The 24,810-nt window shown below is 37.2% G+C and carries 22 protein-coding genes; 11 read left to right on the forward strand and 11 right to left on the reverse strand.

Going from position 1 to position 24,810, the window contains the following annotated elements; translation table 11 throughout:
* Nucleotides 1-215: 215 nt before the first annotated feature.
* The 3 genes from ttrA to ttrB are packed head-to-tail and all read right to left on the reverse strand — an operon-like array spanning nt 216 to nt 5,057.
* On the reverse strand, nt 216-3,296 hold the full coding sequence (gene ttrA / locus C0T34_RS03005; protein WP_109849672.1) for a tetrathionate reductase subunit TtrA: 3,081 nt from the start codon (nt 3,294-3,296) through the stop codon (nt 216-218).
* Nucleotides 3,289-4,317 (reverse strand): tetrathionate reductase subunit TtrC, encoded by a 1,029-nt coding sequence (gene ttrC / locus C0T34_RS03010; RefSeq protein ID WP_098942406.1) that lies wholly within the window; start codon nt 4,315-4,317, stop codon nt 3,289-3,291. Before ttrC ends, ttrA begins: the two co-directional genes overlap by 8 nt.
* Nucleotides 4,314-5,057, reverse strand: a complete 744-nt coding sequence (ttrB, locus tag C0T34_RS03015; protein ID WP_072068548.1) for a tetrathionate reductase subunit TtrB — start codon at nt 5,055-5,057, stop codon at nt 4,314-4,316. The genes ttrC and ttrB overlap by 4 nt, the downstream gene beginning before the upstream one ends.
* A gap of 177 nt (nt 5,058-5,234) precedes the next feature.
* On the opposite strand from ttrB, the gene ttrS reads away from it, so the two are divergent.
* From ttrS to C0T34_RS03050, 7 genes are all read left to right on the forward strand, one after another.
* Nucleotides 5,235-6,998 (forward strand): tetrathionate respiration histidine kinase TtrS, encoded by a 1,764-nt coding sequence (gene ttrS / locus C0T34_RS03020; RefSeq protein WP_109849673.1) that lies wholly within the window; start codon nt 5,235-5,237, stop codon nt 6,996-6,998.
* 10 nt (nt 6,999-7,008) lie between these two features.
* Nucleotides 7,009-7,611: a tetrathionate respiration response regulator TtrR gene (gene ttrR, locus C0T34_RS03025; protein ID WP_075673842.1), complete on the forward strand. Its 603-nt coding sequence runs from the start codon at nt 7,009-7,011 to the stop codon at nt 7,609-7,611.
* A 74-nt stretch (nt 7,612-7,685) separates the two neighbouring features.
* Nucleotides 7,686-8,627, forward strand: coding sequence for a Kdo(2)-lipid IV(A) acyltransferase (locus C0T34_RS03030; protein ID WP_109849674.1), 942 nt, complete (start codon nt 7,686-7,688; stop codon nt 8,625-8,627).
* Nucleotides 8,628-8,899: 272 nt separating this feature from the next.
* Nucleotides 8,900-10,108: a multidrug efflux MFS transporter MdtG gene (gene mdtG / locus C0T34_RS03035; RefSeq protein WP_098942403.1), complete on the forward strand. Its 1,209-nt coding sequence runs from the start codon at nt 8,900-8,902 to the stop codon at nt 10,106-10,108.
* 420 nt (nt 10,109-10,528) lie between these two features.
* The gene (locus C0T34_RS03040) at nt 10,529-12,064 is read left to right on the forward strand and encodes a peptide MFS transporter (RefSeq protein ID WP_075673839.1); all 1,536 of its coding nucleotides are present in this window, start codon (nt 10,529-10,531) and stop codon (nt 12,062-12,064) included.
* Nucleotides 12,065-12,226: 162 nt separating this feature from the next.
* Nucleotides 12,227-13,006, forward strand: a complete 780-nt coding sequence (locus C0T34_RS03045) for a PhzF family phenazine biosynthesis protein (protein WP_098942402.1) — start codon at nt 12,227-12,229, stop codon at nt 13,004-13,006.
* A 106-nt stretch (nt 13,007-13,112) separates the two neighbouring features.
* Entirely contained in the window at nt 13,113-13,523 is a 411-nt protein-coding gene (locus C0T34_RS03050; protein ID WP_023581781.1) for an acyl-CoA thioesterase, read from the forward strand.
* A gap of 229 nt (nt 13,524-13,752) precedes the next feature.
* Here the strand turns inward: C0T34_RS03050 and C0T34_RS03055 are convergent, their stop codons facing one another.
* From C0T34_RS03055 to C0T34_RS03080, 6 genes are all read right to left on the reverse strand, one after another.
* The gene (locus C0T34_RS03055) at nt 13,753-14,070 is read right to left on the reverse strand and encodes a hypothetical protein (RefSeq protein ID WP_098942401.1); all 318 of its coding nucleotides are present in this window, start codon (nt 14,068-14,070) and stop codon (nt 13,753-13,755) included.
* 132 nt (nt 14,071-14,202) lie between these two features.
* Nucleotides 14,203-15,945 carry a YadA-like family protein gene (locus tag C0T34_RS03060; RefSeq protein ID WP_109849675.1) on the reverse strand — a complete coding sequence of 581 codons (1,743 nt, stop codon included), beginning with the start codon at nt 15,943-15,945 and terminating at the stop codon, nt 14,203-14,205.
* A 405-nt stretch (nt 15,946-16,350) separates the two neighbouring features.
* A complete protein-coding gene (locus tag C0T34_RS03065; RefSeq protein WP_098942399.1) occupies nt 16,351-16,980 on the reverse strand; it encodes a CatB-related O-acetyltransferase in 630 nt (209 codons plus the stop codon).
* A 255-nt stretch (nt 16,981-17,235) separates the two neighbouring features.
* Complete coding sequence (locus C0T34_RS03070) at nt 17,236-18,327, reverse strand: NADH:flavin oxidoreductase/NADH oxidase (RefSeq protein WP_109849676.1); 1,092 nt, start codon at nt 18,325-18,327, stop codon at nt 17,236-17,238.
* Between the two features lie 172 nt (nt 18,328-18,499).
* Nucleotides 18,500-18,778: a DUF2798 domain-containing protein gene (locus C0T34_RS03075; RefSeq protein WP_088495188.1), complete on the reverse strand. Its 279-nt coding sequence runs from the start codon at nt 18,776-18,778 to the stop codon at nt 18,500-18,502.
* Between the two features lie 242 nt (nt 18,779-19,020).
* The gene (locus C0T34_RS03080) at nt 19,021-19,359 is read right to left on the reverse strand and encodes a DUF5713 family protein (RefSeq protein WP_226892282.1); all 339 of its coding nucleotides are present in this window, start codon (nt 19,357-19,359) and stop codon (nt 19,021-19,023) included.
* A 252-nt stretch (nt 19,360-19,611) separates the two neighbouring features.
* Here C0T34_RS03080 and C0T34_RS03085 point away from each other — a divergent pair, with 252 nt between their 5' ends.
* The 3 genes from C0T34_RS03085 to C0T34_RS03095 all read left to right on the forward strand — a co-directional run bounded on the left by C0T34_RS03085 (nt 19,612) and on the right by C0T34_RS03095 (nt 23,009).
* The gene (locus tag C0T34_RS03085) at nt 19,612-20,253 is read left to right on the forward strand and encodes a hypothetical protein (RefSeq protein WP_162556807.1); all 642 of its coding nucleotides are present in this window, start codon (nt 19,612-19,614) and stop codon (nt 20,251-20,253) included.
* Nucleotides 20,254-20,939: 686 nt separating this feature from the next.
* On the forward strand, nt 20,940-21,605 hold the full coding sequence (locus tag C0T34_RS03090) for a response regulator transcription factor (protein WP_098942395.1): 666 nt from the start codon (nt 20,940-20,942) through the stop codon (nt 21,603-21,605).
* The gene (locus C0T34_RS03095; RefSeq protein WP_098942394.1) at nt 21,606-23,009 is read left to right on the forward strand and encodes an ATP-binding protein; all 1,404 of its coding nucleotides are present in this window, start codon (nt 21,606-21,608) and stop codon (nt 23,007-23,009) included. It abuts the gene before it with no gap.
* A 78-nt stretch (nt 23,010-23,087) separates the two neighbouring features.
* On the opposite strand, the gene C0T34_RS03100 is transcribed toward C0T34_RS03095, so the two are convergent.
* Together C0T34_RS03100 and C0T34_RS03105 are read right to left on the reverse strand one after the other, a co-directional pair.
* Nucleotides 23,088-23,417 carry an AzlD domain-containing protein gene (locus C0T34_RS03100; protein ID WP_098942393.1) on the reverse strand — a complete coding sequence of 110 codons (330 nt, stop codon included), beginning with the start codon at nt 23,415-23,417 and terminating at the stop codon, nt 23,088-23,090.
* Nucleotides 23,414-24,076: an AzlC family ABC transporter permease gene (locus C0T34_RS03105; protein ID WP_098942392.1), complete on the reverse strand. Its 663-nt coding sequence runs from the start codon at nt 24,074-24,076 to the stop codon at nt 23,414-23,416. Before C0T34_RS03105 ends, C0T34_RS03100 begins: the two co-directional genes overlap by 4 nt.
* An 85-nt stretch (nt 24,077-24,161) precedes the next feature.
* Here C0T34_RS03105 and C0T34_RS03110 point away from each other — a divergent pair, with 85 nt between their 5' ends.
* Nucleotides 24,162-24,722, forward strand: a complete 561-nt coding sequence (locus C0T34_RS03110) for an XRE family transcriptional regulator (protein ID WP_098942391.1) — start codon at nt 24,162-24,164, stop codon at nt 24,720-24,722.
* Nucleotides 24,723-24,810: the final 88 nt, after the last annotated feature.

Here is a 24,810-nt window from a genome sequence, read left to right on the forward strand (position 1 = left end):
CATTATTACTCACTGTAAGTGAGGTGGTTAATATGCGTGTTGGCCACCTTAAATTTATTATAATATTATGTATGTAGGGTACATGTGATATTAAAATAATTAAACTGATATAGCTCTATCTTATAGAATATAAAGTAAAACTGATTTTTTGTGCGATCACTTCACTCTTGTTTTAATAAAGAGTGAAGTGATTATTTAAAATACCAAATTGATAATTAAGCTATACGCTCAATTTTAGCAGGTAAGCCTTGACGAACAGATGCACCAGATACCCAATCTAACCACGTATTAGTGATTTGACGTGTTGGATCAGCAAACCCTAAATCATTAAGATTGATACCATTGCCAATGCCTTTATCCATAGGTAATGGTTGTTCGTCTAAGTAATGCTGACGAGAGCCTAACTCTTGATGCCCATATCCATGCTCAATCGCTAAAACACCCGGCATCACGCCATCGAGTAAACTAATCTCAGCTTCAACTTGCCCACCAGGTGTAACAATGCGAACTTTATCACCATGATTAACACCCCATTTTTTACCATCTTGAGGATTAATTGCGACTAAGTTGCTCGGTTTCACCATTCTTAAACGTTGGATCATACCTGTTGAACTACTTACCACATGAGATTTAAAGGACATTAATTTTAATGGCCATTGCTCTTCAGGATAGTGCTGATGAATATCACTACCATCTGATAAACGCGGTGGATAATAAGTCGGGCAGCCACTATAACGTTCACCGGTTATTGCGTGATGGTTTTTCGCAACTTCTTCATTCCAAATCTGCAATGGTTTTTTCCACTGAGGCCCAGTTTCATCACCATTCCATGCTTTCTCATAAGGTGCAAAACGACCACCTCGTGTATAGATGTACGCAACTTGAAGGACTTCTTCATTTTTTAACGTTGACGTTATCGCTGGTAAAATACGGTCTACACCACTCAATAAAATATCTTCATTAGTTGCTGGTGCAACAGGTTTCTCACCCATAAATGCCATATTGGCTGCAACACGTAAATAGTAGTCTTCTGCACTATTGATTGGATAAAAGTGACCATCCATATCTTCAATTGCTTTATCACCAAAGCCCGGTAAATCTAAAGCTTTTGCTACAGCAATACAGAATGTTTCCATTGAAATTGGTTGACCATCTGCTGTTTTTGCAACACGAGGTTCAATAATCGGCCAACGCGCTGTACTTGCTTTAGTTTGAACACCAGACCAAGGTGCGCTAAAACCCCAGCTTTCAAAGTTATGCGTATCAGGAACAATATAATCGGCCAGAGCTGTTGTTTCATTCATAAAGGCATCAATACCAATAATTAAAGGTAGATGCTTCGGATCTTTCAGACGCTCTTCCATCACTTGGCGAATACCTGCAATCCCATAAATAGGGTTGGTCATATTCGTTATCCATGCTTTCAATGAATAAGGATAACCTGCTAATGCAGAGCCTAGTTGCTCAGTTAATTGTCCAGCAGCAAACGGATACCAAGGTGCTTTTGCAGGATATGGAGATTCCCCTTTCTCTACGCGCTCACGGTACTCATCAGATTTTTCATAGGCTGCTTTACTGCGTGATAACACCATGCCTTTTGGTTTAACTTTACCTTTAAAGCTATCCATTTTGTAACATGGGCCGTCAGTTGCACCATTAAACTTACCACCACCAACAGATACCCCACCTTTAAGATTTAAGTTACCTATTAGCGCATTAAGCATAATCACGCCCCACGCTGTATAGAAACCATTACCACTCATCATACCGCCATGAGAGATAACCGCGGCTTTTCGACCATATGCCGTAAACTCACGTCCTAATGCAGCAATTGTTGTTTCTGGTACTTTACAACGCTCACTGTATTCCGCCAGTGTCATACGTTTAGCAGCTTCATCAAGTAATTGGAAACTTGATTTAACCGTAACAGTAGCACCCGTTTTTAATGTCACAGTATGCGTAGCAAACAATTGTGCTTTATCAATTTGAGTAGATGGAACTAATTCTCCCTCAAGTGATAAAACTAAAGTTTGCTCTTCACCTTCTGCAACATCATTAAAATGTGCTGTTGTCAGCATTTGCCCTGATAGAGGATGTTTTTCATCACTGATCACAAGGTGAGTCGCATTCGTCCAACTCTTCTCACCTACATTTTTCATTGAAGCTTCGCTTGGTACTGACAGATATTCCGCATTGTAGCGATCATTTTCAATGATCCAGCGGATCATCCCCATCACTAAAGCCGCATCTGTTCCCGGTTGAACAGGAACCCAATGTCCATGATCGTTAGCCAATGTCGTTGTTAACGGTAATGCAGGTGCAACAACCACATAATTGAACGAATCACGAATACGAGCATTAGCTAATTGACGACCTTGACGCTTAAATGGGTTACCTGATTGTGCCGGCGATGTTCCTAAAAACAGCGCAAATTCAACATAATCCCAGTCAGGTTTAACGTGGGCGTTTTTATCTAAATCATTCATTAACGCACCAGAGCCAGCTCGGTACGCTAATCCACAATAAGAACCATGGGCACCAAAGTTTTTACTACCAAATGAGTTTTGAGCAAAGCGACGAATAAACGTATCACGTCCATCATCACCCGCATTTGTCATTAATAATTGGTTAGCTTTAGGGCCTAAAGCCGGTTGCTTTGGATCAATTAAAGTATCTAAATCACGGATGGCACGTAAACCATCAACATGACCTTCACCAAAGAGATCGCCACCTTCTACAATTTCTTGGATCAACTGCTCAAAACTAATGCGTTTCCATTTACCTTCACCGCGTTTACCCACACGTTTCATCGGTTCAAGAATACGTGTTGGGCTATCTAAGCTTTCCATCATGGTTGCACCACGAGCACAAGCTGTAGAACGGTTTTCTAAACCACTTTCACCACCCATTTTTTCAAATGCTTCTTTAATTGGCATGTTATAGCCAAAGTGGTGATCATGAGACAGTGGGTGATAAGGGTTACCTGCAATACGTAAAACTTTATTGTTGGCTCTATCAACACGAGCACGAACGCCACATTGTGTCCAGCAACCAAAACATTGCGTCATACAAACAGATTGATTTGTATTCGCTTGCCATTTTGCGTCTTTTACAACTTTGCCTTCAGGTAATAAAGAGTTTCCGTTGATCCTATCAAGTGTCACTTTGCCTGATGTGCCATCAACTAAACCATCTATGGCACGTTTAGCAACATCACGGTAGCTGGCAGCAAATGCGGCAATACCACCGATAACTAACCCACCTTTAAGCCATTGACGTCTTGTAAACTTAGCCATGCTGCACTCTCCTGACAACCCAACGAATACTTTCTCTAAATAAAATGGTTAACGCTATCCACAATCCAAATGTACCGACAATTGCCATCAGTCCATCATTACCTAGCGTAAACTCATAAGGGTTTGTAATTATGTTATATTTTGGAATGTATTGAGCACCCATCAACATCAACCAGCGTAATACCCACGCAAGTCCCATTGATACAAATGCCATGATGGTAATAAATGCAACCGAACGAGCTTGTTTTGCCATCAAAAGACCCATCGCGACAGAGATAACCCATAGTGTGATAACACCCATGGCACTCCACCAGCCAAGACTTCCCATTGCTAATTGTTCTCTAATTGCTTGGCCTGAAATCGTATCGCCAGCAACCCAAAAGCCCGTACATACTGCTAATAACATCAGTGAACTTACAAACCACATCGCTAATTCACGCTGATGTACTGGTTCACGACGTGTGCCTAATGCCAGTAATGTTGGTAACACTTGCATTGCACTAAAGAACAACAGTATTGGTAACCAATAGGTATACAACACCGGTCTTGCTTTTAAGATAGATGCTTCACGACCTGTATATAACAACAAACCAATCGCAGTTAATGAGCAAGCTAATGCAACCCAACGCGTTAATTTGTATTCACGCTTCCACACTAAGCGAACAACCATCGCTGCAAAATAGAGCAAACTAAACGCTGAGAATAACGGTAATAACAGTGAACCCCATGCCATCCATGACCACGGTGTTGGATAAGCATAGAAATGCCACACACGAGCTGTTTGGTGTAAATCTGCTGTTAACGCAAGAGGTGCCGTAATACCAGCTGTTACTGCAATAAATACAGCAACCGCTTCTAAACGTTGATTACCTACACTGCCTTTCCAGCACTGCCAACACGCATAAAGCGTTGCACTACAAGCAATACCAATGAAAAAGAAATATTGCACAGCCCAAGGTAACCAAAAATATTCTTGAGGGATCGCGATGACTTCTTGAATTTGAGAAACTTGCGGGATCATGAGTGAACCTCCTGCTGCCATAATGCGGGTTGTCCTTGACCTGCTAACGGTTGTACAAATGCATCATCGAGGCCGAGATAGAAAACTTGTGGCAATGTGCCGCTTTCTGGTTTTAATACTTTCAGCTCTTTTTCATGTGTACGCAGCATTTTGCTGATAGTGCTATTAGGATCTTTCATATCGCCGATAATACGAGCACCACCGACACAAGATTCAACGCACGCTGGCAGTAATCCAACTTCGAGGCGATGTGCGCAGAAAGTACATTTATCTGCTGTTTGTGTTGAGTGATTAATAAAACGAGCATCGTAAGGACATGCTTGAACACAATAAGCACAGCCAACACAACGTTCATTATCAACAACAACAATACCGTCTTTACGTTGGAAAGTTGCTTGAACAGGGCAAACCGGCACACAAGGTGGTTCATCACAGTGGTTACACAATCTAGGCAGTAAGACGTTGGTTATCCCCTCTTGCCCCTTGATAGCAACCTGATATTGGTTTACTGTCGTCCTAAATTGTCCTTGAGGAGTCTGATTCTCAATATTACAGCTTACTGTACAGGACTGGCATCCTACACAACGGCGTAAATCAATCAGCATTCCGTAGCGTTTATCTTCCGAGCCCTCACGACGCTCAGGTGATAATTTAATGCCGGCTTCAGCTAAAGGAACCAGTGAAGCACCAGCAGTAAGGACCCCTAATTGTTGTAGAAATTTTCGTTTTCCAAGATCCATATTTGTCTCCAGCATCACTCAATAACACAATCTCACTATGAGTGAAGGAAATAGAAATTAAAAAGTATGTGTTTTGTTATAAATGCATTGTAAAAATTACTGAAGACGACACCTATTGTGGTTTACCACATACCAAGTGCGAACTTGATCCAAGACAATATTTAACATTAGATATTTATGACGATAAAACAGACAATTGGGATAAGAAACGCAGTAAGCATCGGATTATTACTGCTCTTTTTTGTACTTCCTCTACAAGCCATAGCAAAAGAGTGGACAATCGGTGTTTTAGCATTACGTGGTGATGCATCAACGCAAAGACACTGGCATCCACTTGTTGACACCTTAAATGAACAATTTCCATCAGAAAACTTTGTATTAGTGCCGTTAAATCTGGAAGAGATGAAATTAGCGGTTGCAAAGAAAAATGTTGATTTCTTACTCACAAATCCTGCGCAATTTGTTCAATTAGATAATGCATTTCCATTACGTTGGCTGCTCTCTTTGCGTTCCGGCTATGAGCCTGATAACACAACACGAAATGTCATTGGCAGCCTAATTCTCGTCCGTAATGATAGTCCGATTACTTCCGCCCATGAATTAATCGGAAAACGCATTGGCGCCATCGCACCAGATGCCTTTGGCGGCTATCTTCTAGGTTACAAAGCGCTACGAGAAGAAGGTATTGATCCGGATAAAGATTTCACATTACGTTTCACGGGTTTTCCGGCTGACGCTTTACTTTATCTATTACGAGATGAAGATATTAATGCGGCAATTATTCCCGTCTGTTTACTGGAAAATATGGATAGTGAAGGGCTTATTCGTAAAAGTGATTATCGCCCCTTGATTTCTTATCAAACCAATACGCCATGTTTAACCAGTACACCGCTCTACCCTAATTGGTCATTTGCGGCACTAGATACCGTTCCTGATGAACTTGTTGATAAAGTCACTCGCGTTTTACTCACTGATGATAGTAAACCGATGAAATGGGGAGCGCCGGCTTCACATACTCAAGTTGAAAATCTATTAAGGGAAGTCAATCAACATCCTCGACAAAGGCAGCTTTGGCAAGATGCGAAAAGTTGGGCTATTCAGCACCAATTTATGATTGGTCTTTCATTAGCTGCTATCCTTTTTCTCATCCTAAACCAAGTCTGGATCAGCTATTTAGTTAGGCGCCGTAGTCGCCAACTGGAACAAGCTCACAACCGATTAAGACAGCAAAAGGAAGAGTTAGAACACGCTCAACGCTTAAATATATTGGGAGAAATGGCATCCGGGTTTGCTCATGAGCTTAATCAGCCACTTTCTGCTATTAAAAGCTATGCGCAAGGGAGTGTTATTCGCCTTAAAAAAGAGAATGAATTGCACCCATTGCTACCTGCATTGCAACAAATAGATAAGCAAGCGCAACGCGGTGCTGATATCATTAGAAATCTACGTTTATGGGTTGGAAAACAAACACCTAACAGTGATACGATTTTGCTTTCTCATCAAAATATTGCAGAGTGTATTCAACACATTTGGAAGCTTTTACGCGTAGAAGAAAAATACCCACAGGTTTCACTGATCACCCATATTGATGAACATGATACCCTGTGTTTACCTGAAACATTATTAGAACAAATTTTATCGAATTTAATCACCAACAGTCTCCAAGCTGGCGCTAAAGTACTAAAAATTAGCACCCATAAGGCCCCTGATAGGTTACTTATCGTCATTGAAGATGATGCGGGTGGAATGAGCCATAGCCAACTTGAACACCCCTTTTCCCCATTCCAAACAACAAAAACGGAAGGACTTGGATTAGGTTTGGTGATTTGCCAACGTTTATTACTTTCTCAAGGTGCTGATATTCATATTGAAAACCAAAAGAATGAACAAAATAAAGTTGGAATAAAAATTACACTGATTTTCCCTAACAAAAATAAATAACGGAGAAAAAATGCCAACAATTCATCTTGTTGATGATGATCTTGCTGTCACTGATGCTTGTCAGTTTTTATTAGAAAGCTTAGGTTATTCAGCCCATGTTTGGAATGATAGCGAGTTCTTTATCAACAATGTTAATCTCTATCAACAAGGTGTTGTCTTGTTAGATATGAGAATGCCAAAACCCGATGGCAGGCAAGTCCACCAGCATTTAATTGATAAGCACAGTACACTTTCTGTGATTTTTTTAACTGGTCATGGCGATATTCCTATGGCAGTTGAAGAGATCAAAAAAGGGGCTATCGACTTTCTACAAAAACCCGTTGATAGCAATGCATTGTTATCTGCATTAGATGCCGCATTTCTTGAAACTAATACGCGTTTTACCGCACACGATATTCGCCGCCGTTATGCATCATTAACCCCTAGAGAAAAAGACATTGCTTATTATGTTATTCAAGGATTAATGAACAGAGAAATAGCAGAAGTTGCTTGTGTTTCAATAAGAACCGTCGAAGTTCATCGAGCAAAAGTGATGGATAAAATGGCAGCTAAAAATATTGCTGAATTGGTGACTGCATTACAAGGCATCGAAATAATTTCACCTAATTTATGACAAAATTTCTTATCTGCGCTAAAAAATGTCACAATATAAGATATTCATTGGAAAAATAGTAAATAGATAGGCTTATGATAAAGTCACCTCCATTTAAAAAATCATTTTTACAGCCTAAATATTGGCTAACTTGGTTCGGGATTGGATTACTCTATATTCTGGTTCTCCTTCCTTATCCTGTCATTTATTGGCTAGGGACACGCCTAGGCCGTTTTTCAAAAGTTTTTTTAAAGAAACGCGTCCAAATAGCGGAACGTAATCTTGAGCTCTGTTTTCCACAGATGCCCAAAAGTGAGCGAGAAGCCTTAGTTAATAAAAATTTTGAATCTGTTGGTATGGGATTATTCGAAACTGGCATGGCGTGGTTTTGGCCTGAATGGCGAGTCAAACGTTGGTTTAAAGTCAGTGGACTTGAAAATGTCTCAATGATTCAAGAAAAAGGGCAAGGCATTTTGCTCATTGGCATCCATTTTCTAACACTTGAACTGGGTGCTCGAATTTTTGGTATCCATAACCCTGGCGTTGGTGTTTATCGCCCTAACGATAATCCCGTTATGGACTGGCTACAAACATGGGGTCGATTACGTTCTAATAAATTTATGATCGACAGAAAAGATGTCAAAGGCATGATCCGCAGTTTAAAATCAGGTGAAATTGTTTGGTATGCGCCTGACCATGATTATGGTCCTCGTAAAAGTGTTTTTGTGCCTTTGTTCGCTGTTGATAAAGCGGCAACAACAACGGGGACTTATATTCTGGCAAGAACCAGCAAACCCGCATTAATTCCATTTACGCCCAAACGCTTACCTGAAGGTAAAGGTTATGAGTTAATTATCTCACCACCTGTTGCTGATTTTCCTGTTGATAATGAGGAAAATGCCGCTAAAGCGATGAATAAAGTGGTTGAACAAGAGATTTTACGCGCGCCAGACCAATATATGTGGTTGCATCGTCGCTTTAAAACTCGCCCAGAAGGTGACGCTTCTTTATATAACGAAATAAAGAAAGTACACTAATCGCAAAGTGGCTGTTTTATTCCAAAGCAGCCACTTTGTAATATCACGATATACTGCAATAACGATAATAAAATCAATAACAGCACAAGCTGTAAACTCCTGCAAAACACATTATAAGAGCAAGACCTATCGCACTTATTCTGTATCATGGCTATATTCTTATTCATCATAAAATAAGAAAACCGACTCGTTGTTGCCACGCTCAACATCGCTACGGTTATTTTCAGCCTATTTTCTTGGTTTACTCTCTCGTTCTCGGCTAAAGGAGTAACATGGATCTCAAGCCCCGAAATAATTCTTGGAAACGTAATCTCTATATTGTCTGGTTTGGCTGTTTTCTAACTGGCGCCGGTTTTAGTCTGATCATGCCTTTTCTCCCTCTCTATGTAGAAGAACTGGGTATAACTGATCACGAAGAGCTTAATCTTTGGACAGGTGTTGCATTTAGTATTACCTTCCTTTTTTCTGCTATCGCAGCGCCTTTTTGGGGAAAATTATCAGATAGAAAAGGTCGAAAATTAATGCTGTTGCGTTCAGCCCTTGGTATGGCGATTGTGATGGTATTAATTGGATTTGCACAAAATATATGGCAATTATTAGTACTGCGAGCCTTGCTCGGTATATTAGGTGGATTTGTTCCGAATGCAAATGCGTTAATTGCCACTCAAGTACCCGTTAAAAAAAGCGGTTGGGCATTAGGTACACTTTCAACAGGTGCCGTAAGTGGTGCATTAATAGGCCCTTTAATTGGCGGTATGCTTGCCGATCTCTATGGTTTACGTCCTGTCTTCTTTATTACTTCAGCCGTTTTATTTATTTGCTTTTTAGTCACCCTCTTTTTCGTCAGTGAGAACTTTACGCCTGTTTCTAAAAAAGACGCACTAACCACAAAACAGGTCTTTTCATCGCTTAAGAACAAAAGACTCGTGGTATGCCTGTTTTTCACCACAATGATCATTCAAGTGGCAACAGGCTCTGTTACACCTATTTTGACGCTTTATATCCGAGAATTAACAGGACCAGTCAACAATCTTGCCTTTATCAGTGGTGTTATCGCCTCTGTACCCGGTATCGCTGCACTTATTAGCGCCCCGCGTTTTGGTAAATTAGGTGACCGAATTGGCCCTGATAAAGTCCTTATCTTTACCCTAGGGCTCTCTATTTTTATGTTAATTCCAATGGCGCTGGTCAGTAGTTATTGGGAGCTTGGTGCACTACGTTTTTTACTTGGTGCAGTCAATGCCGCTATGTTACCTGCAGTGCAAACACTTATCCTCTACAACATTACTCCTGCGATTGCAGGTCGAATTTTCAGCTATAACCAAGCACTAAGAGATGTTGGAAATGTTACAGGACCGTTAATGGGTGCTTTTGTTGCTGCAAGCTATGGATTTAGAGCTGTTTTTTATTTCACCGCAGCTGTTGTCTTTTTTAATCTAATTTACTCTTGGTTAAGCTTTAGAAGGCCACAAGAAAAGTAGTCAAAAAATCCACAAATAAGATCAGTTAATAGTTTTTTTTCTTGAAAAAATTACACTTTTACATTTAAAGGCCCAATTGTTACTTCTTTTATTCTATTTTTTGTAATTTATTGTTTATTAAGAATATTCTCACCCCCTATTTGTTAAGACCTCTAAAATTTTCTTGTCCTCCTTTTTCAAAAAATTGCAAGGTTAACTATTGCAAAATGAGATTTTTATCGACTTTTGCACCAAAAAATGGTTTATAAAGTATTAAATATACTTTTAGTCGCTGAATTCTGACAAAAGTATGTTAAAAATATATTAATTAAATGCGGTGGATATTGATAACAGAATGAAATAATTTTGTTTCGCCACTTGCTGCTATTTTGTTCTTTTTACTTGCAAACGACCTGTAGAGGTTTTTTTTGGGAATTTAAGATGCAATCTACTCACTCAAAATCTAGCCGAACTTTCTTTGGCCACCCATATCCATTAAGCTCCCTTTTCTTCACCGAAATGTGGGAACGCTTTTCTTTCTATGGTATTCGCCCATTATTAATCCTATTTATGGCGGCAACCGTTTATGAGGGTGGCATGGAAATCCCCAGAGAGCAGGCATCTGCTATTGTGGGTATTTTCGCAGGCGGTGTTTATTTAACATCACTGCCAGGAGGTTGGCTCGCTGATAACTGGCTAGGTCAACGCCTAGCTGTATGGTACGGCTCTATCTTTATCGCTTTAGGGCACCTATCCATCGCACTTTCCGCGTTTTGGTCACAAGACCTGTTCTTTATCGGTTTATTACTGATTGTGTTGGGTACGGGGCTATTTAAAACCTGCGTAACTGTGATGGTAGGAACCTTATATAAAAGGGATGATACTCGCCGTGATGGTGGATTCTCCTTATTTTATATGGGTATCAATATGGGCTCCTTTATTGCACCACTCATCACGGGTTTCTTAGTGCGTGATTATGGCTGGCATTGGGGCTTTGGTATTGGTGGGATTGGTATGCTTGTTGCGTTACTGATTTTCCGCTTTTACGCAGTACCTACTATGCGTCGCTTTGATAGCGAAGTCGGTTTAGATTCAAGTTGGGATCGCCCAACCGTTGTTCGCCGTAATGTCGGTCAATGGATCTTAGCGTTATCTGTTGTTCTTATGGCAATTGTTGGCCTTATTATTTCTGGCGTTATTCCTTTTAACCCAGTTGTTGTGGCTAACTTTATGGTCTATGTGATTTCCGGTAGTGTTATCGCCTATTTTATCTATTTATTCCTATTTGCTGGATTAAGTAGTAGTGACCGCTCTCGCTTATTTGTTTGTTTCCTCTTATTGGTTTCAGCAGCCCTTTTCTGGTCTGCATTCGAACAAAAGCCGACATCATTTAACTTATTTGCTAACGACTATACTGACTTAAACTTTATGGGATTTGAGATCCCTGCGGTTTGGTTCCAGTCTGTTAACGCCCTGTTTATTATTATTCTTGCGCCAGTATTTAGCTGGTTATGGCCAATGATGGCACGTAAGAATATGAATTTAAGCAGCATGAGTAAGTTTGTAATTGGTATTTTATTTGCAGCTGGTGGCTTTACCGTCATGATGTTTGCATCTGAAAGCGTTATTGCAACAGGGCAAGGTGTTTCACCGCTTTGGTTAATTGGCAGTATCTTATTGCTGACATTAGGTGAATTATGCTTAAGCCCAATTGGACTTGCCACAATGACTATTTTAGCGCCTGCTAAAATGCGTGGTCAGGTTATGGGATTATGGTTCTGTGCAAGCGCATTAGGAAATTTAGCGGCTGGTTTAATGGGTGGAAATATTCGTCCAGATAAACTCGATGTCATGCCTGATTTCTTCTCTCATGTTTCTATCGCTCTGGTTATTTGTGCCGTTGTTCTTGCTGCACTGATTATTCCAGTTCGTAAGCTTTTACAAAGCGCAGATAGCAAAGAGAAAGCACAAGCTTAATCTAATGCGTTAATTATTAAAGCCATGTCTAATTACTTAGGCATGGCTTTTTGCTTTTATATCTTACAACTTAAACGCTGTTTTTAAGTATTGCGCCCAATATTTAAAACACTTAATCTCATTACCTTCTATTTATTGATAGTTTATTACTAAGGTAATGGAATGACTGTTCTTCCTATTTATTATGTTAATGCTTTTTCCTCTATGCCTTTTTCAGGAAACCCCGCAGCTGTCGTTTTGTTAGAAGAATGGTTGCCTGATGACACCTTAATTACACTTGCTAGTGAGATTAATTTACCTGAAACCGCTTTTTTAGTTGACGACCATATTCGTTGGTTTACACCTAAAATTGAAGTTCCTCTTTGTGGACACGCAACATTAGCCACTGCTTTTGTACTAAAAACCATAAAACAGTCCCCTCATGATCTCTTTAAATTCCAGTCTCTTTCAGGTGAACTCACGATTTCTTGCCAAAACTCGCTTTTTACACTTAATTTCCCAGCTATACCTGCGACATTAAATAACGATATAAAGTCAGCCCTTGAAGAAAAATTAGCATTACAAATTGATGAGGTTTGGCAAGCGCGTGATCGTTATGTTTGCTTTTTATCTGATCCAGAAACAGTCACTAACTACCAACCTGATTTCACTCAAATCGCACAGTTGCCTTTACCTGGCGTTATTATCACAGCTAAAGGTCATGCTCCTTTTGATTTTATTTCTCGCTTCTTCGCCCCCGTAAAAGGCGTGAATGAAGATCCTGTTACGGGTACATCACATTGTGTATTAGCGCCAATTTGGGCTAATAAACTCAATAAAACACAGTTACAAGCAAGACAAGTTTCAAAACGAGGTGGAAATATTGACTGTGTGCTAAGAGATAATCGCGTTTTGCTGACAGGAGATGCTGCACTCTTTTTAACTGGCGAAATAACCTTTTAGTTACAGACGGCATAATCAGTCATTCGTCTACTTTGCTTTCAATTTACTCTATTTTATACTGTGGGGAATTTCTCCCTACAGTATTAAAGAAAAAGGCTTTATTGTTATGTCCATCTCTGACTTATCCCCTGAACTACAAGATAAAATTAAAAATTCAGTCACCCGTGTTTCTAAAGTCATATTTCCTACCACTACCAATCACCACTCAACACTCTTTGGTGGCACTGCATTAGCTTGGATGGACGAAGTTTCATTTATCACCGCCACCCGCTTTAGCCGTAAACGTCTAGTGACGGTTTCAACTGAAAAAATAAATTTTAATCACCCTATTCCATCGGGTACGATTATTGAATTAGTCGGTGAAGTTATTCGTGTTGGACGTACAAGTTTAACGGTAAATGTTTCTATTTTTCTTGAAGATATGTACGCAGAAGGCCGTGAAGAAGTGATCCATGGTCAGTTTAATTTTGTTGCGGTTGATCATGACGGAAAACCAACGCCATTATTCGATAAATAGTATCTATAGAGAGATTTGTCATACTTTTTATCTCTCTTAATTAAAAACGACATTATTTTATTATTTTCTTTATTATTTTGAATAATAACAAAATATTAAGATCATTAATTTAAATGGATATTTTTCAATCAATATAAAATATTCAATAAAATCAATAAATAATAAGATTACTAACATGTAAGACAAGAGTTATCCACAGTTAATGTGGATAACTGAATAAATCCAAAAATCAGAGAACACAGATTTTTGTTACTGCAAATTCAATCTGACAAACGGTTAATTTCCTTCCTACTGTTGCACTTTCAGCAATAACAATATCCGTTGATTGTGAATACTGTCGCCCTACTTCAAGCGCTAATTCAATGGTGGGTTCAATCAGTAAGATCGCCCCAATCTTTTCAAGCTCAACAGGAAAGTCTGCAATTGATCTAAATTGCACCACTTGTTTTATCTTATTTTTAGCAATTTCTTGCGCTTTTTCCGTTGCGACTTGATTAACTCTTGCTTGTTTTTCAAAAACACCACCACCTGAATGAAGATAAATCATATTTTACTCACATAGAAACCAAAGGCTGTTACCTTTATTATTCAAATCAAAGGCATAAAAGCCAGCAGAACGATAAAAAAGTAACAACCTTACCTTCACTTTTTATCTTACTAAGCACAATACAAAAGTGCTTTACCAGCCATAAGAAACACCTCCGCCTACAACACCACGATCTTCTGTATTCCATGAAGCTGAAACACGAATAATGGCGCTTTCTGTTATTTGATACTGAGCACCCGTTGCAAATGCATTAGCATCGCGATAATTACCCACTCCGACACCTAAACTAAACGTATGATTGGTCACGTAAGGAATATTAGCCATCGCTGCGACAGAAGCAATCCCGGCACTTGCTCTTTTATCTGCTTTATCGATTTTATTATCCATATTCTTAAGTGCAACATCATTATCAATAAAGATATTCTTAAATTTATTATTGGTATATTCATTTGCAATAGAGATAGAGTCATGTTTTGATTTTTCAATATATTCCTTCAGCGATTCATCTCTTTCATTAATTATCGTGTTGGTCACATTTATATACTCATTTCCTTTTTGAGTAACATAGCTTTGATGTTCTTTGGTTAATTTCTCATTATTTTTTCCAATAAGCCCTTCCATACCCGATGTTATTCTACTAATCTCAATATCGGTATAACTATTGGCATTTTTTTCTGATACGTTAATCTTTCTCTCTGTTGAAAAGGTAATTTCATCCTTAATATTGTTAACGTGTTCAACTATTTTCTTATCATGTTCATTGACTTTAAAGTCAGTGTATTCTTTACCTTTATTTTCAATTTCAATAATTTGATTATTTGTATGTTCTTTAATCTGTTTTTCAGACTCATTGATCCTATTATTTGTGTTTTTCTCTATTACTTCCTTCATATTATTTATTTTATTATCAGTATAATTTTCAGTATCTATTTTTAGATCAGATAATTTGCCTTCATTATAAAGATACATTTCATTTTTAACTTCATTGATATAATTAACAGTATTAGTCTGGTGATCATTGATTTTACTATCAGTATATTGATTTGAGGTTTTTTCTGCATTTTCTGCGAATGTTTTTGCCTTCAACTCACTCTCTTTTAAGACTACTTCATTTGCCTTTATGATATCTCTTTGTATTATTTTATTATTTTCATTTATTTGTTTTGTTGTTGCTTCAACGACCGTATTTTTCTCTTGCTCAATTTTATTATAAATAGTGGTATTATTGTCATTAATGCGCTTATCAGCCTCAATAAGAATATTATCTTTTTCTTTTTTTAATTGGGAAACATTGACGGCGTCTGTATTTTCCGTACCTGCTGCAACATTAATAATTTGCCGCTGGTTTTTATCACTACCGATTGATAATGTATTATTACGATTATTACTGCTATTATCACCTAATATAATCGCATTACTTGCTGATCCTGAAGACTTACTACCAATAATCACTGAATTATCTGCATTATCAGAAAGGCGACTACCACTCCCTAAAATAACACCATTTTCAGCATTATTTATTGCCCCTTTCCCTATACTAATTGAATCTTTATTTTCACTATAAGCGTTAGAACCAATAGAAAGAGAACCCTCACCAATTGCCATTGCACCACTTCCCAATGACATCGCATTATCACCAATTGCTGTACTTTTATGACCTATTGCAGTTGCATTTTCACCTTCAGCACCTGCATTAGCACCGATTGCCGTTGATTGATCAGAATGCGCCCACGTATTATATCCAACTGCCGTAGATTCATTACCATCTGCTTTACTATTTCCACCCAATAAGGTTGTATTATTCGCATAAGATAAAGGTGATGATAATAGTGAAATCACTAACAATTTTACCTGGAAATATTTATTTTTAATCATATCCACATCACTCCATAATTAATAAATTCATATATAGAATAATATGTATTTTATTTTTTACACATTAGATATCTTATAAAATAAACTAATGATAAATTGAAACTCTATTAATTAAAGATAATAACAACGTCATATAATTAACTTTATTATAAATAAATATTGTAATTTGATTTATATTTAAATAATAATCAACAACTAAAGAAAATAGATAAAAAATAAAGAAATGAAACTTAAATTTAAAAAATAAATTTATTAACCATCTGTAAAAATAAAATATTTTTACTTTTGAGATAATGATCAAATAATGGTAAGTGCTACTCTATAAATATGAATACTCTTTTTTAATATGTATTAAAAGAAACGCTAAGTAAAACCCCTAAGCTTGTCACCGCTTAGGGGACTGTATTATTCAATAAATTGTGCTTCTGCAATTAATAATTTATCAATTGATGATTGGCATAAAAGAGGTCTGAGTGCTTCAAATTTCTTTTCTGACCATTGGTAAATCTTTAAAGATAATAGTTGCTCAATAACTTTAGGCTCAAAACGATATTTAAGGTGTTGTGCGGGTGTTCCTCCCACAATGCCATAAGGTTCAACATTTTTGGAAACAACGCTATTAGCCGCAACAATAGCACCTTCACCAATTGTCACACCAGGCATTATCATTGCACGCATTCCTATCCATGCACCATCATGAATATGGGTATCACCTTTACCAATATAGGCTTCCTCAATCTTATCCATAAAAGGATAAAGTGAGAACCAATCCATTCGGTGAGTATGATTGCCACCCATTAATATCACCGCTTGCGCACCAATACAGACATAATCGCCAATATATAATTTATCAATTTCCCACAATGGTTCCCATTGCAGGCTAACTTCGTCACCATATAGATAACGTACAACTGAAGTTTCAAAACCATCATCCCAACAATCACTGTAATAACTGTGTTGTCCTTTGATGATAATATTTTTATTTTTAACTGTTTCGTGCAGATATTCTACACGCGACCAATGTTTATTTTTCATAATATGACTCGCTATAAATTAATGAGTCATCAAAGAATGCTTAATTCTCTGATGATGTGTTCGCATTCAAAACACATCGTCTTAAGCAATCCTTGGTTGAAGTAATAAGGGATTTTTTTTCATCTTGTTTACGGCCAACTTTTCCAACGCAATCGGCTTATGCTTGCAGTTTATCTGCACCATGATAAAGATTATCAAAGAAAAAGCCACGGATAACCTTAATAATGATTAGTTATTACCCGTGGCTTGATAATATTATTTAAAAAAGTCTTTGCTACCATGAGGCGCACAACGTAAATATTGAGGTGCTACTTTTATGGTTTGTTTGAGTTTTTCTGCTGCATGCCAAGGCCAACGAGGATCATAAAGAATACCTCTGCCTAAAGCGATAAAATCAGCCTGCTCTGTAAGTAAAATGGCTTCTGCTTGTTCTGGCTCGGTAATAAGACCAACTGTAATAACAGGCAGTTGTGTTTCATTATAAATTGCTTGAGCAAATGGTACTTGATAATTAGGACCTAGCTTAATTTCTTGCTTTTCTGATAATCCACCAGAAGAAACATGAATATAATGGCAACCTAACTCTTCAAGATGTTGAGTTAAAGCAATCGTGCTTTCTAAGTCCCAACCACCTTCAACCCAATCTGTTGCGGAAATTCTGACACCAACACAGATATTATCAGAAACTGCATTTTTCACTGCAACAAAGATATCCACTAATAACCGACTACGATTATTAAAATCACCACCGTATTGATCCGTTCTGTGATTAGATAATGGAGATAGGAATTCGTGCAATAAATATCCATGAGCACCGTGGATCTCAATAACGTCAAATCCTGCTGACTCAGCCCTTTTAGCCGCATCAACAAAAGCTTGTTTTATTTCTTCAATTTCATCGACAGTCAGCGCATGAGGTTGATGATTCTTTCCAAAAGGTATTTCTGAAGGTGCGACCTTTTGCCATCCATTAGGAGAATCTGGCGCTAATGATGCTCCGCCATTCCAAGGTAAATCAGTCGATGCCTTACGTCCGGCATGTGCAATCTGTATACCGATTTTTGCAGATGAATACTGCTTAACACTATCAACCAGCTTTTTTAGTTCATTACCATGTCGGTCAGACCAAATACCTAAATCTTTATAGCTAATACGACCTCTAGGCTCAACTGCTGTTGCTTCAACAATCACTAATGAAGCACCTGATAGTGCTAACTGCCCGTAATGCATAGTGTGCCATACGGTTGGGTAACCTTCTTGTGCTGAATATTGGCACATAGGTGCAACAATAATACGGTTATCTAACTGATGGGGGCCTAATTTTTTAGGGGAGAACAACAAACTCATTTAAAGCCTCCTGCTATCAATAAGAATTTATGCAAAGAAAATGTCTTCGCTTTTCGATATACCATTTAAATATACAGTTTTAAGGCTATCGGATCTTATTCATTTAGGCGATGTTTTACTTCACATTGTGAAAAACAAAGAGATCCGCATCAATTGCGGATCGCTTTGTTGATTAATCATTAGATTTGGCAGGTTTCACCAATAACAGTGAAAAACGTCTTGCGATTGGCAAGACAAATAAAACCGTGGGAAAAGCAATCATCCAAGAGATCCCCCAAGAAGTTAACCATGGGGAGATTACATGCATTCCCATTCCTAGCGATTTGACGGTACTAATAAACGCAACAATACCTGACATAATAAAAGAAAGGAAAAAGGGAACAAGAAAAATCATTGCTCGAGTAGGAAGTTTAGGAATACCTAAAAAGTAATTTTTGTCCTGAAAAGACATAGATAAAGACTCCAATAATACGATTGTACAACAGCACATAACTGCCAATACAACAGGCTAAAAAAAGTTATATGCGTTGATTAACGTAAACGCTTACGAGTCTTTTTGACCAAACTGAGTGCTAGTTTATTAATAAATATTTCTTTGTCAACTAAATTATTCTCATTATCATTTAGATGATCATTGATAAAATTAAAGATAATCTAAATGAGAAAACATAAAATAGTTTTCTCATCTTATTTCTACCAATCTCGTGTTGCAATTAATTCTTCTATATCAGCATCTTCAAAGCCATATTCATCAGCGATAACGCCAAAATCTTCAGCAATACACTCTCTTGCTACTGTTTCGATCTCGCTATTTTCTTCATAAAACTCTTCAGCTAACTCATTAAATTGGTCAGTTGTTTTTTGCGTAAGAATATAAAGCTCTGCCAAATTTTTAGGCGAAGTTGCTTCTATTTTTAAACAAAGTGCTTTTAATAACTCTTGCCCTTTCTTCACAAGATGTGTTGGATAATAATTATCATTGTCCATTTCTTTTAAAAAATAATGCTCTGCTAGTACTTTATTTTTAATCATTACAAACATCCTTATCTAAGTATTTATCTTAAGGTCATTAAAGTGTACTTATTATCTCAATTACGAAAAAGTATATTACGTTTCTTAATTAAATGTCTCGCTTTTATTTATCCGAATTTATAGAATTCTGTCCAGCAAACGGAAAATAGGCAATTAATTAAAATGGCTAAAAAAATACGATTTATATTTCTTTTTTTGACTATTGCACTGCTCTCTTTTTTGACTATTAATAAATTTTTTAAAAGCTCACCTTTGGCGACCTGGCACTTCTATGGCAATAATGGTGAATATATTACAGGTCATTACTACCCACCAGCAGAAGATAATGCAACAGATGCGGTGATTTCCATTCCAGAAAAACCAGCTAAAGAAGGTTTAACAATAACGCATTGGGATACCTGCAGTATTGAACTGAAAATTGATAATAAAACGCTTTATATCTCTTATTTTACTAATGGCCTTATTCAAGCATCTGTATCAACAAAAAGCACATCTTACATTGCATTAACTGAGCTGTATTTTTATGATCCTGATGATATGCATTGGTCGATAAATCGATTAGAAGATGGAGCATACAAAGGTTGGATTTGGGATAATGTTGCAAACCAGCTTATTCCTGTTCGTTATCAGGAAGATAAAACAACAATTATTGACGGTACAAAATATACTTTGATGCCAGAAAGTAATTGGCTATTTCAACGTTGGGCTAATGGCGTTTTAGTGGAAGAGTACACATTAGATGATTTGCCTGCAAAAGATGGCTTTATTCCTGATATAGATAAACAACGACTGGCTCAAGTAAAAGCTGAGCTTCAAACTACTGCAAATGAATTGGTGAAACCGTTAAATTTACCATTTAACTTAATGTTGTGGGGTAACTCACTTTGCAAGTGATAATGATATGTGAAATGCTCCCAGAGGGTTGGGAGCATTTCTGACACAGAATGATTTAATTTATACTAAATAACACCATCTAATTTCATATAAATTCCTTTTATTGAAAATTTAATTCCTTTCAAGTAGTTAACTTTTACTGCAAGAGTATAGATGAATAGAGTAAATAATTTAAATCTGATAAAAATGTTGCACAACAGGGATATATTAAAACAGTTATTTATTTTCAATAAAAGAATAAGACATCAATTTAATGGTTATATTATTCAATAAAATCAATATTTTATATTTACATTATTTTAAATATAAAACTTATTTATTAAGTTTTGATTTTTAATAAGCTTAACTTTTAAATCTAAAACATCTCAAATAAATTATTTAAGTTACCTTAGCATAATAGTGTGAGATATTTATTATTCACATTAGGTTAATTACCTAATTCTATCTAAAATAAATCTTTAAAATTAACATTAAATGCCTTAACGTGATAAAAATGAAATAAATAGCATGTTTATCTCAATCTGCTCCTAGAAATTCTAGTCATTTATTTTTAGTAAAACATATTAAATAAAAATTTATCTTACATTAAGAGTTCATTAATCAAATCTTGCTTTACATTTTATTATATTGCTCAATTTTTATTTGGCTCTTATACTTTCTTAAGACGATTTTAGGTAGGTATTATTATGAATATTTTATTAGTTGAAGACGACTTACAACTTGGTAAAGCGCTTTGTCGCGGGCTTGAAATTGCAGGTTTTCAACCATGTTGGGTCAGATTACTTGCGGATGCTCGTGTTCAATTAAGCCAACGCCCTTTTGATTTAATGCTATTAGATTTAGGTCTACCTGATGGTGACGGGCAAGACGAATTGATTGCACTGAGAAAAAGTGGTGAAAAAATTCCAATTATCATTTTAACTGCTCGCACTCAAATTGATAATTTAGTACAAACATTAGATTCAGGTGCAGATGATTTTTTACCAAAACCTTTTGCTATGCCTGAACTTATTTCTCGCGTAAAAGCGGTTAGCCGTAGAATGGCTGGTTTTTCTTCACAAATATGGTCTATTGGCGATTTACAACTTAATCCAGCAAACCATCAAGTCACTTTAAATAACGAACTGCTTTTGTTATCAGGTAAAGAATACCAACTATTATATGAATTAATGCGTAATACTGACAATGTGGTGCGTAAATCAGAGTTAGAACAGCGTTTATTTGGTTTAGACGATAAAATCGAAAGTAATTCCCTTGAAGTACATATGCATAATTTACGAAGAAAAATAGGCAAAGAGCGCATTATCACGGTTCGTGGCGTGGGTTATTTATTAAAAAAAGAAGCTAATTAAATGAAGATCCGCTCCTTCTTTATTTACACTATTGTCCTTCAGATTATCTCCATAGTTATGCTTTGGGGCGTTTGGTTAGCTTGGATACAATTTGATTATCTTGCTGAGTTCGAAAAAGTTTATAATAAACAGCAAGAAATTATTGCTGAGGGTTTTGCTAATACCTTAGAAATTGTTGCTGATCAGCCTGAAGTCCTTAAAGAAGTCGCTCATAACTTACAAGGTATGTATATCGACGCCATGCTCAATGGTGAAGATGATGAATTACAATATCTGCCGTGGTTTATTGCCTTAGATGCAAATAATACCCTGATTTATACTAACCGCCCTGAGCTACCTATCCCTACAAGAGTTCTTTCATTAGCATCAGAAAGAGTATCTGTGGCGGGTGAAAAGTGGATACTCTCTTTTAGTTGGGGTGAGAAACATAAAATAAAAGTCTTTATTGGTGAGTCGGTTGAAGATAGGGGCCATGTTATTGGTAACCCTGTTGAAGGCACCTTTGTTCCTTTTCTATTTATTCTTGCGACTGTTATTTTTGCAATCTTAATTACCGCTTATTTTAGTTTACGGCCTCTAAGACAAGCAGCAGAGCTTATCTCTAACCGTAAACCTCGTAATTTAACGCCGATTAATGTAGGCCAGCAATTTAAAGAAATACGCCCGATCTTTAAAGAGCTAAACCAATTAATGGCAAGAATTGATGCTGCTAATATTCGTGAAAAACAATTTATGGCAGATGCCGCCCATGAATTGAGAACACCAATAGCTGCTGTTATTGCTCAATTACACCTGCTCTCTTTAGTCGATGATCAACAAGAGCGTGAAGAAATTATTGATGATATGAAACAATCTCTTGATAGAGCGGCCGCTCTTTCTCATCAATTAATTGATTTGGCGCGATTAGAATGTGACGATTTTCCATTAAAAATAGAATCTCTTGATATCTATAACGTTATTGGAAATGCAATAGCACAACGTGTTCCTTATGCAATTACTAAAAATATTGAGCTATCACTTAATGAAGGCCACGCTTTAACGCTTAAAACTGATAAACAGGCTTTACTCTCTATATTTAATAATCTGCTTGATAATGCCATCAAATATTGCCCCAAAGGTAGCCAAGTTGAGGTAACTATTGAGAATCGATATGCGGAAGGGGTCCATGTTATCGTGCGTGATAATGGCCCTGGTGTCGCAAAAGAACATATCAATGTTCTATTTTCACGTTTTTACCGTGTTCCTGGCTCGAACGAAACAGGAAGTGGATTAGGTCTATCTATTGCACAAAATCTCGCTAATAAAATTCAAGCATCGTTAATTGTGACTGAAGGGCTAAATAATAAAGGGATTGGTTTTATTATTGTTCTGCCTTTAGAGGCTAAATCATCAGACAGCGATTAATAGATAACCGATATTCCATAATAAAGGAGGATATTGTACCTCCTTTTTATTTTATTACAGTGATGCCCTAAAGAGGGATTATCCCCAAAGATTAATTAACCAACGTAAACCTGCTGTCACTATTGTGGCACTCAGTACAATCATAATAAAAGGCTTTTTCTGCCAAGTAAGTACGCCTGCCACACCAACACCAATAACTTTTGAGATATCAGCAAGTTGGTCACCATCAAAAAATGTCGATGTCATTGCCACTGAAAACAGAATAACAATCGCCGACAATGAGAGGATCTCTTTAACTCTCTCTGACACACCCGCTTTATTGTTGAGTAATATGCCGGAAAGACGCATGGCGTATGTACCGACAGCAAGAATAATAATTCCTGTAATAATAGATGCCGTGGACATTATATTTTCCTTATCACAAACAATACGCCTAATAGCGATAATAAAACGGGTGTCCCAACAGGGAGGAATAGTGTGGTTGCGAGTGCAATAATGCTTCCTATTATTGCAGCATGGCGTGTTAGTTTATTTTTTAATGCCGGTAAACTTAATGCGAGGATGATGGCTGGAAACATCGCATCTAGCCCTAACATCTTTATATCTACAATAAATGATCCTAAGTAAACACCAAGCATGGTTCCTAAAGGCCAAACAAGTAAAATACCCAACCCACAAGCCCAAAATGCTAATTTATTTTGTTCAGCAGTACGTTGAGATAAACCAAATACAACACTTTCATCATTTAATATATGAAAACCTAAGAATGATTTAAGTCCTTTTCCCGGTAAATCTTTTACAGCCATACTAAAAGGAATATGTCGTGCATTGACCATTAATCCAGCAAGAGCGGCATATATTGCACTTCCTCCCATCGCCACAACACCAATAAAAAGAAATTCGGAAGCCCCCGCTAAAACAAAAATGGATAACACCAACGGTACCCAAAAATCAAAGCCTTGGGTATGTGCTAATGCGCCATAAGAGATACCGACGATACCATCAGCTAATGAAACAAGCACAATATCTCTAAGTACGTTATTATCAAGACGACTGCTAATTTTCATAGAATATAGTATTTTTTATCGAACCATTCGTTCATTATGTTGAACGACTTATTTTTTTGCAAGATGATTTTTGAAGGAATCTATGATGTCATCGCCTTGTGCGCCTATTGAAATTATTTCTCAAGCACTGGCTAGAGAAAGAAAAAAAGCGGGCCTTTCACTTGCTGAAATAGCAAGACGAGCCGGTGTTGCAAAATCAACATTATCTCAATTAGAAGCAGGACAGGGAAACCCAAGTATTGAAACACTTTGGGCAATTTGTGTTGCGTTAAACATCCCTTTTTCTCAACTTATTTCAGTGCCACAGCCTGAAGTGAAGGTAATACGTAAAGGCGATGGCTTTAAAATTAGCGCAGAAAAAGCCTATTACCATGCTTTTTTACTTTCATCCTGTCCAATGGGTGCAAAACGCGATATATACACGGTAATTGCACAGCCGGGAAAAGATAGAGTTTCAGATCCCCACAGTAAGAATGTCACTGAACATATTATTATTATCAGTGGCAGTGCAATGGTGGGCACTTTAGATGATCAGCAAGAATTACAACCTGGTGATTATATTTGCTATCCTGGTGATGTCACTCATGTATTACGAGCTTTAGAGCCTGACACAACCGCAGTCATGATTATTGAACATCATAATTAACATAGTAAAACTAATTAATATAGTAAAATTATGAATTTACCGCACTGCTACACCGCCAACGACATCTAAAAAGCAGTGCGATAAATTT

Origin of the sequence: Proteus sp. CA142267 (genome assembly GCF_003336825.1) — a bacterium.
GTDB lineage: Bacteria > Pseudomonadota > Gammaproteobacteria > Enterobacterales > Enterobacteriaceae > Proteus > Proteus terrae.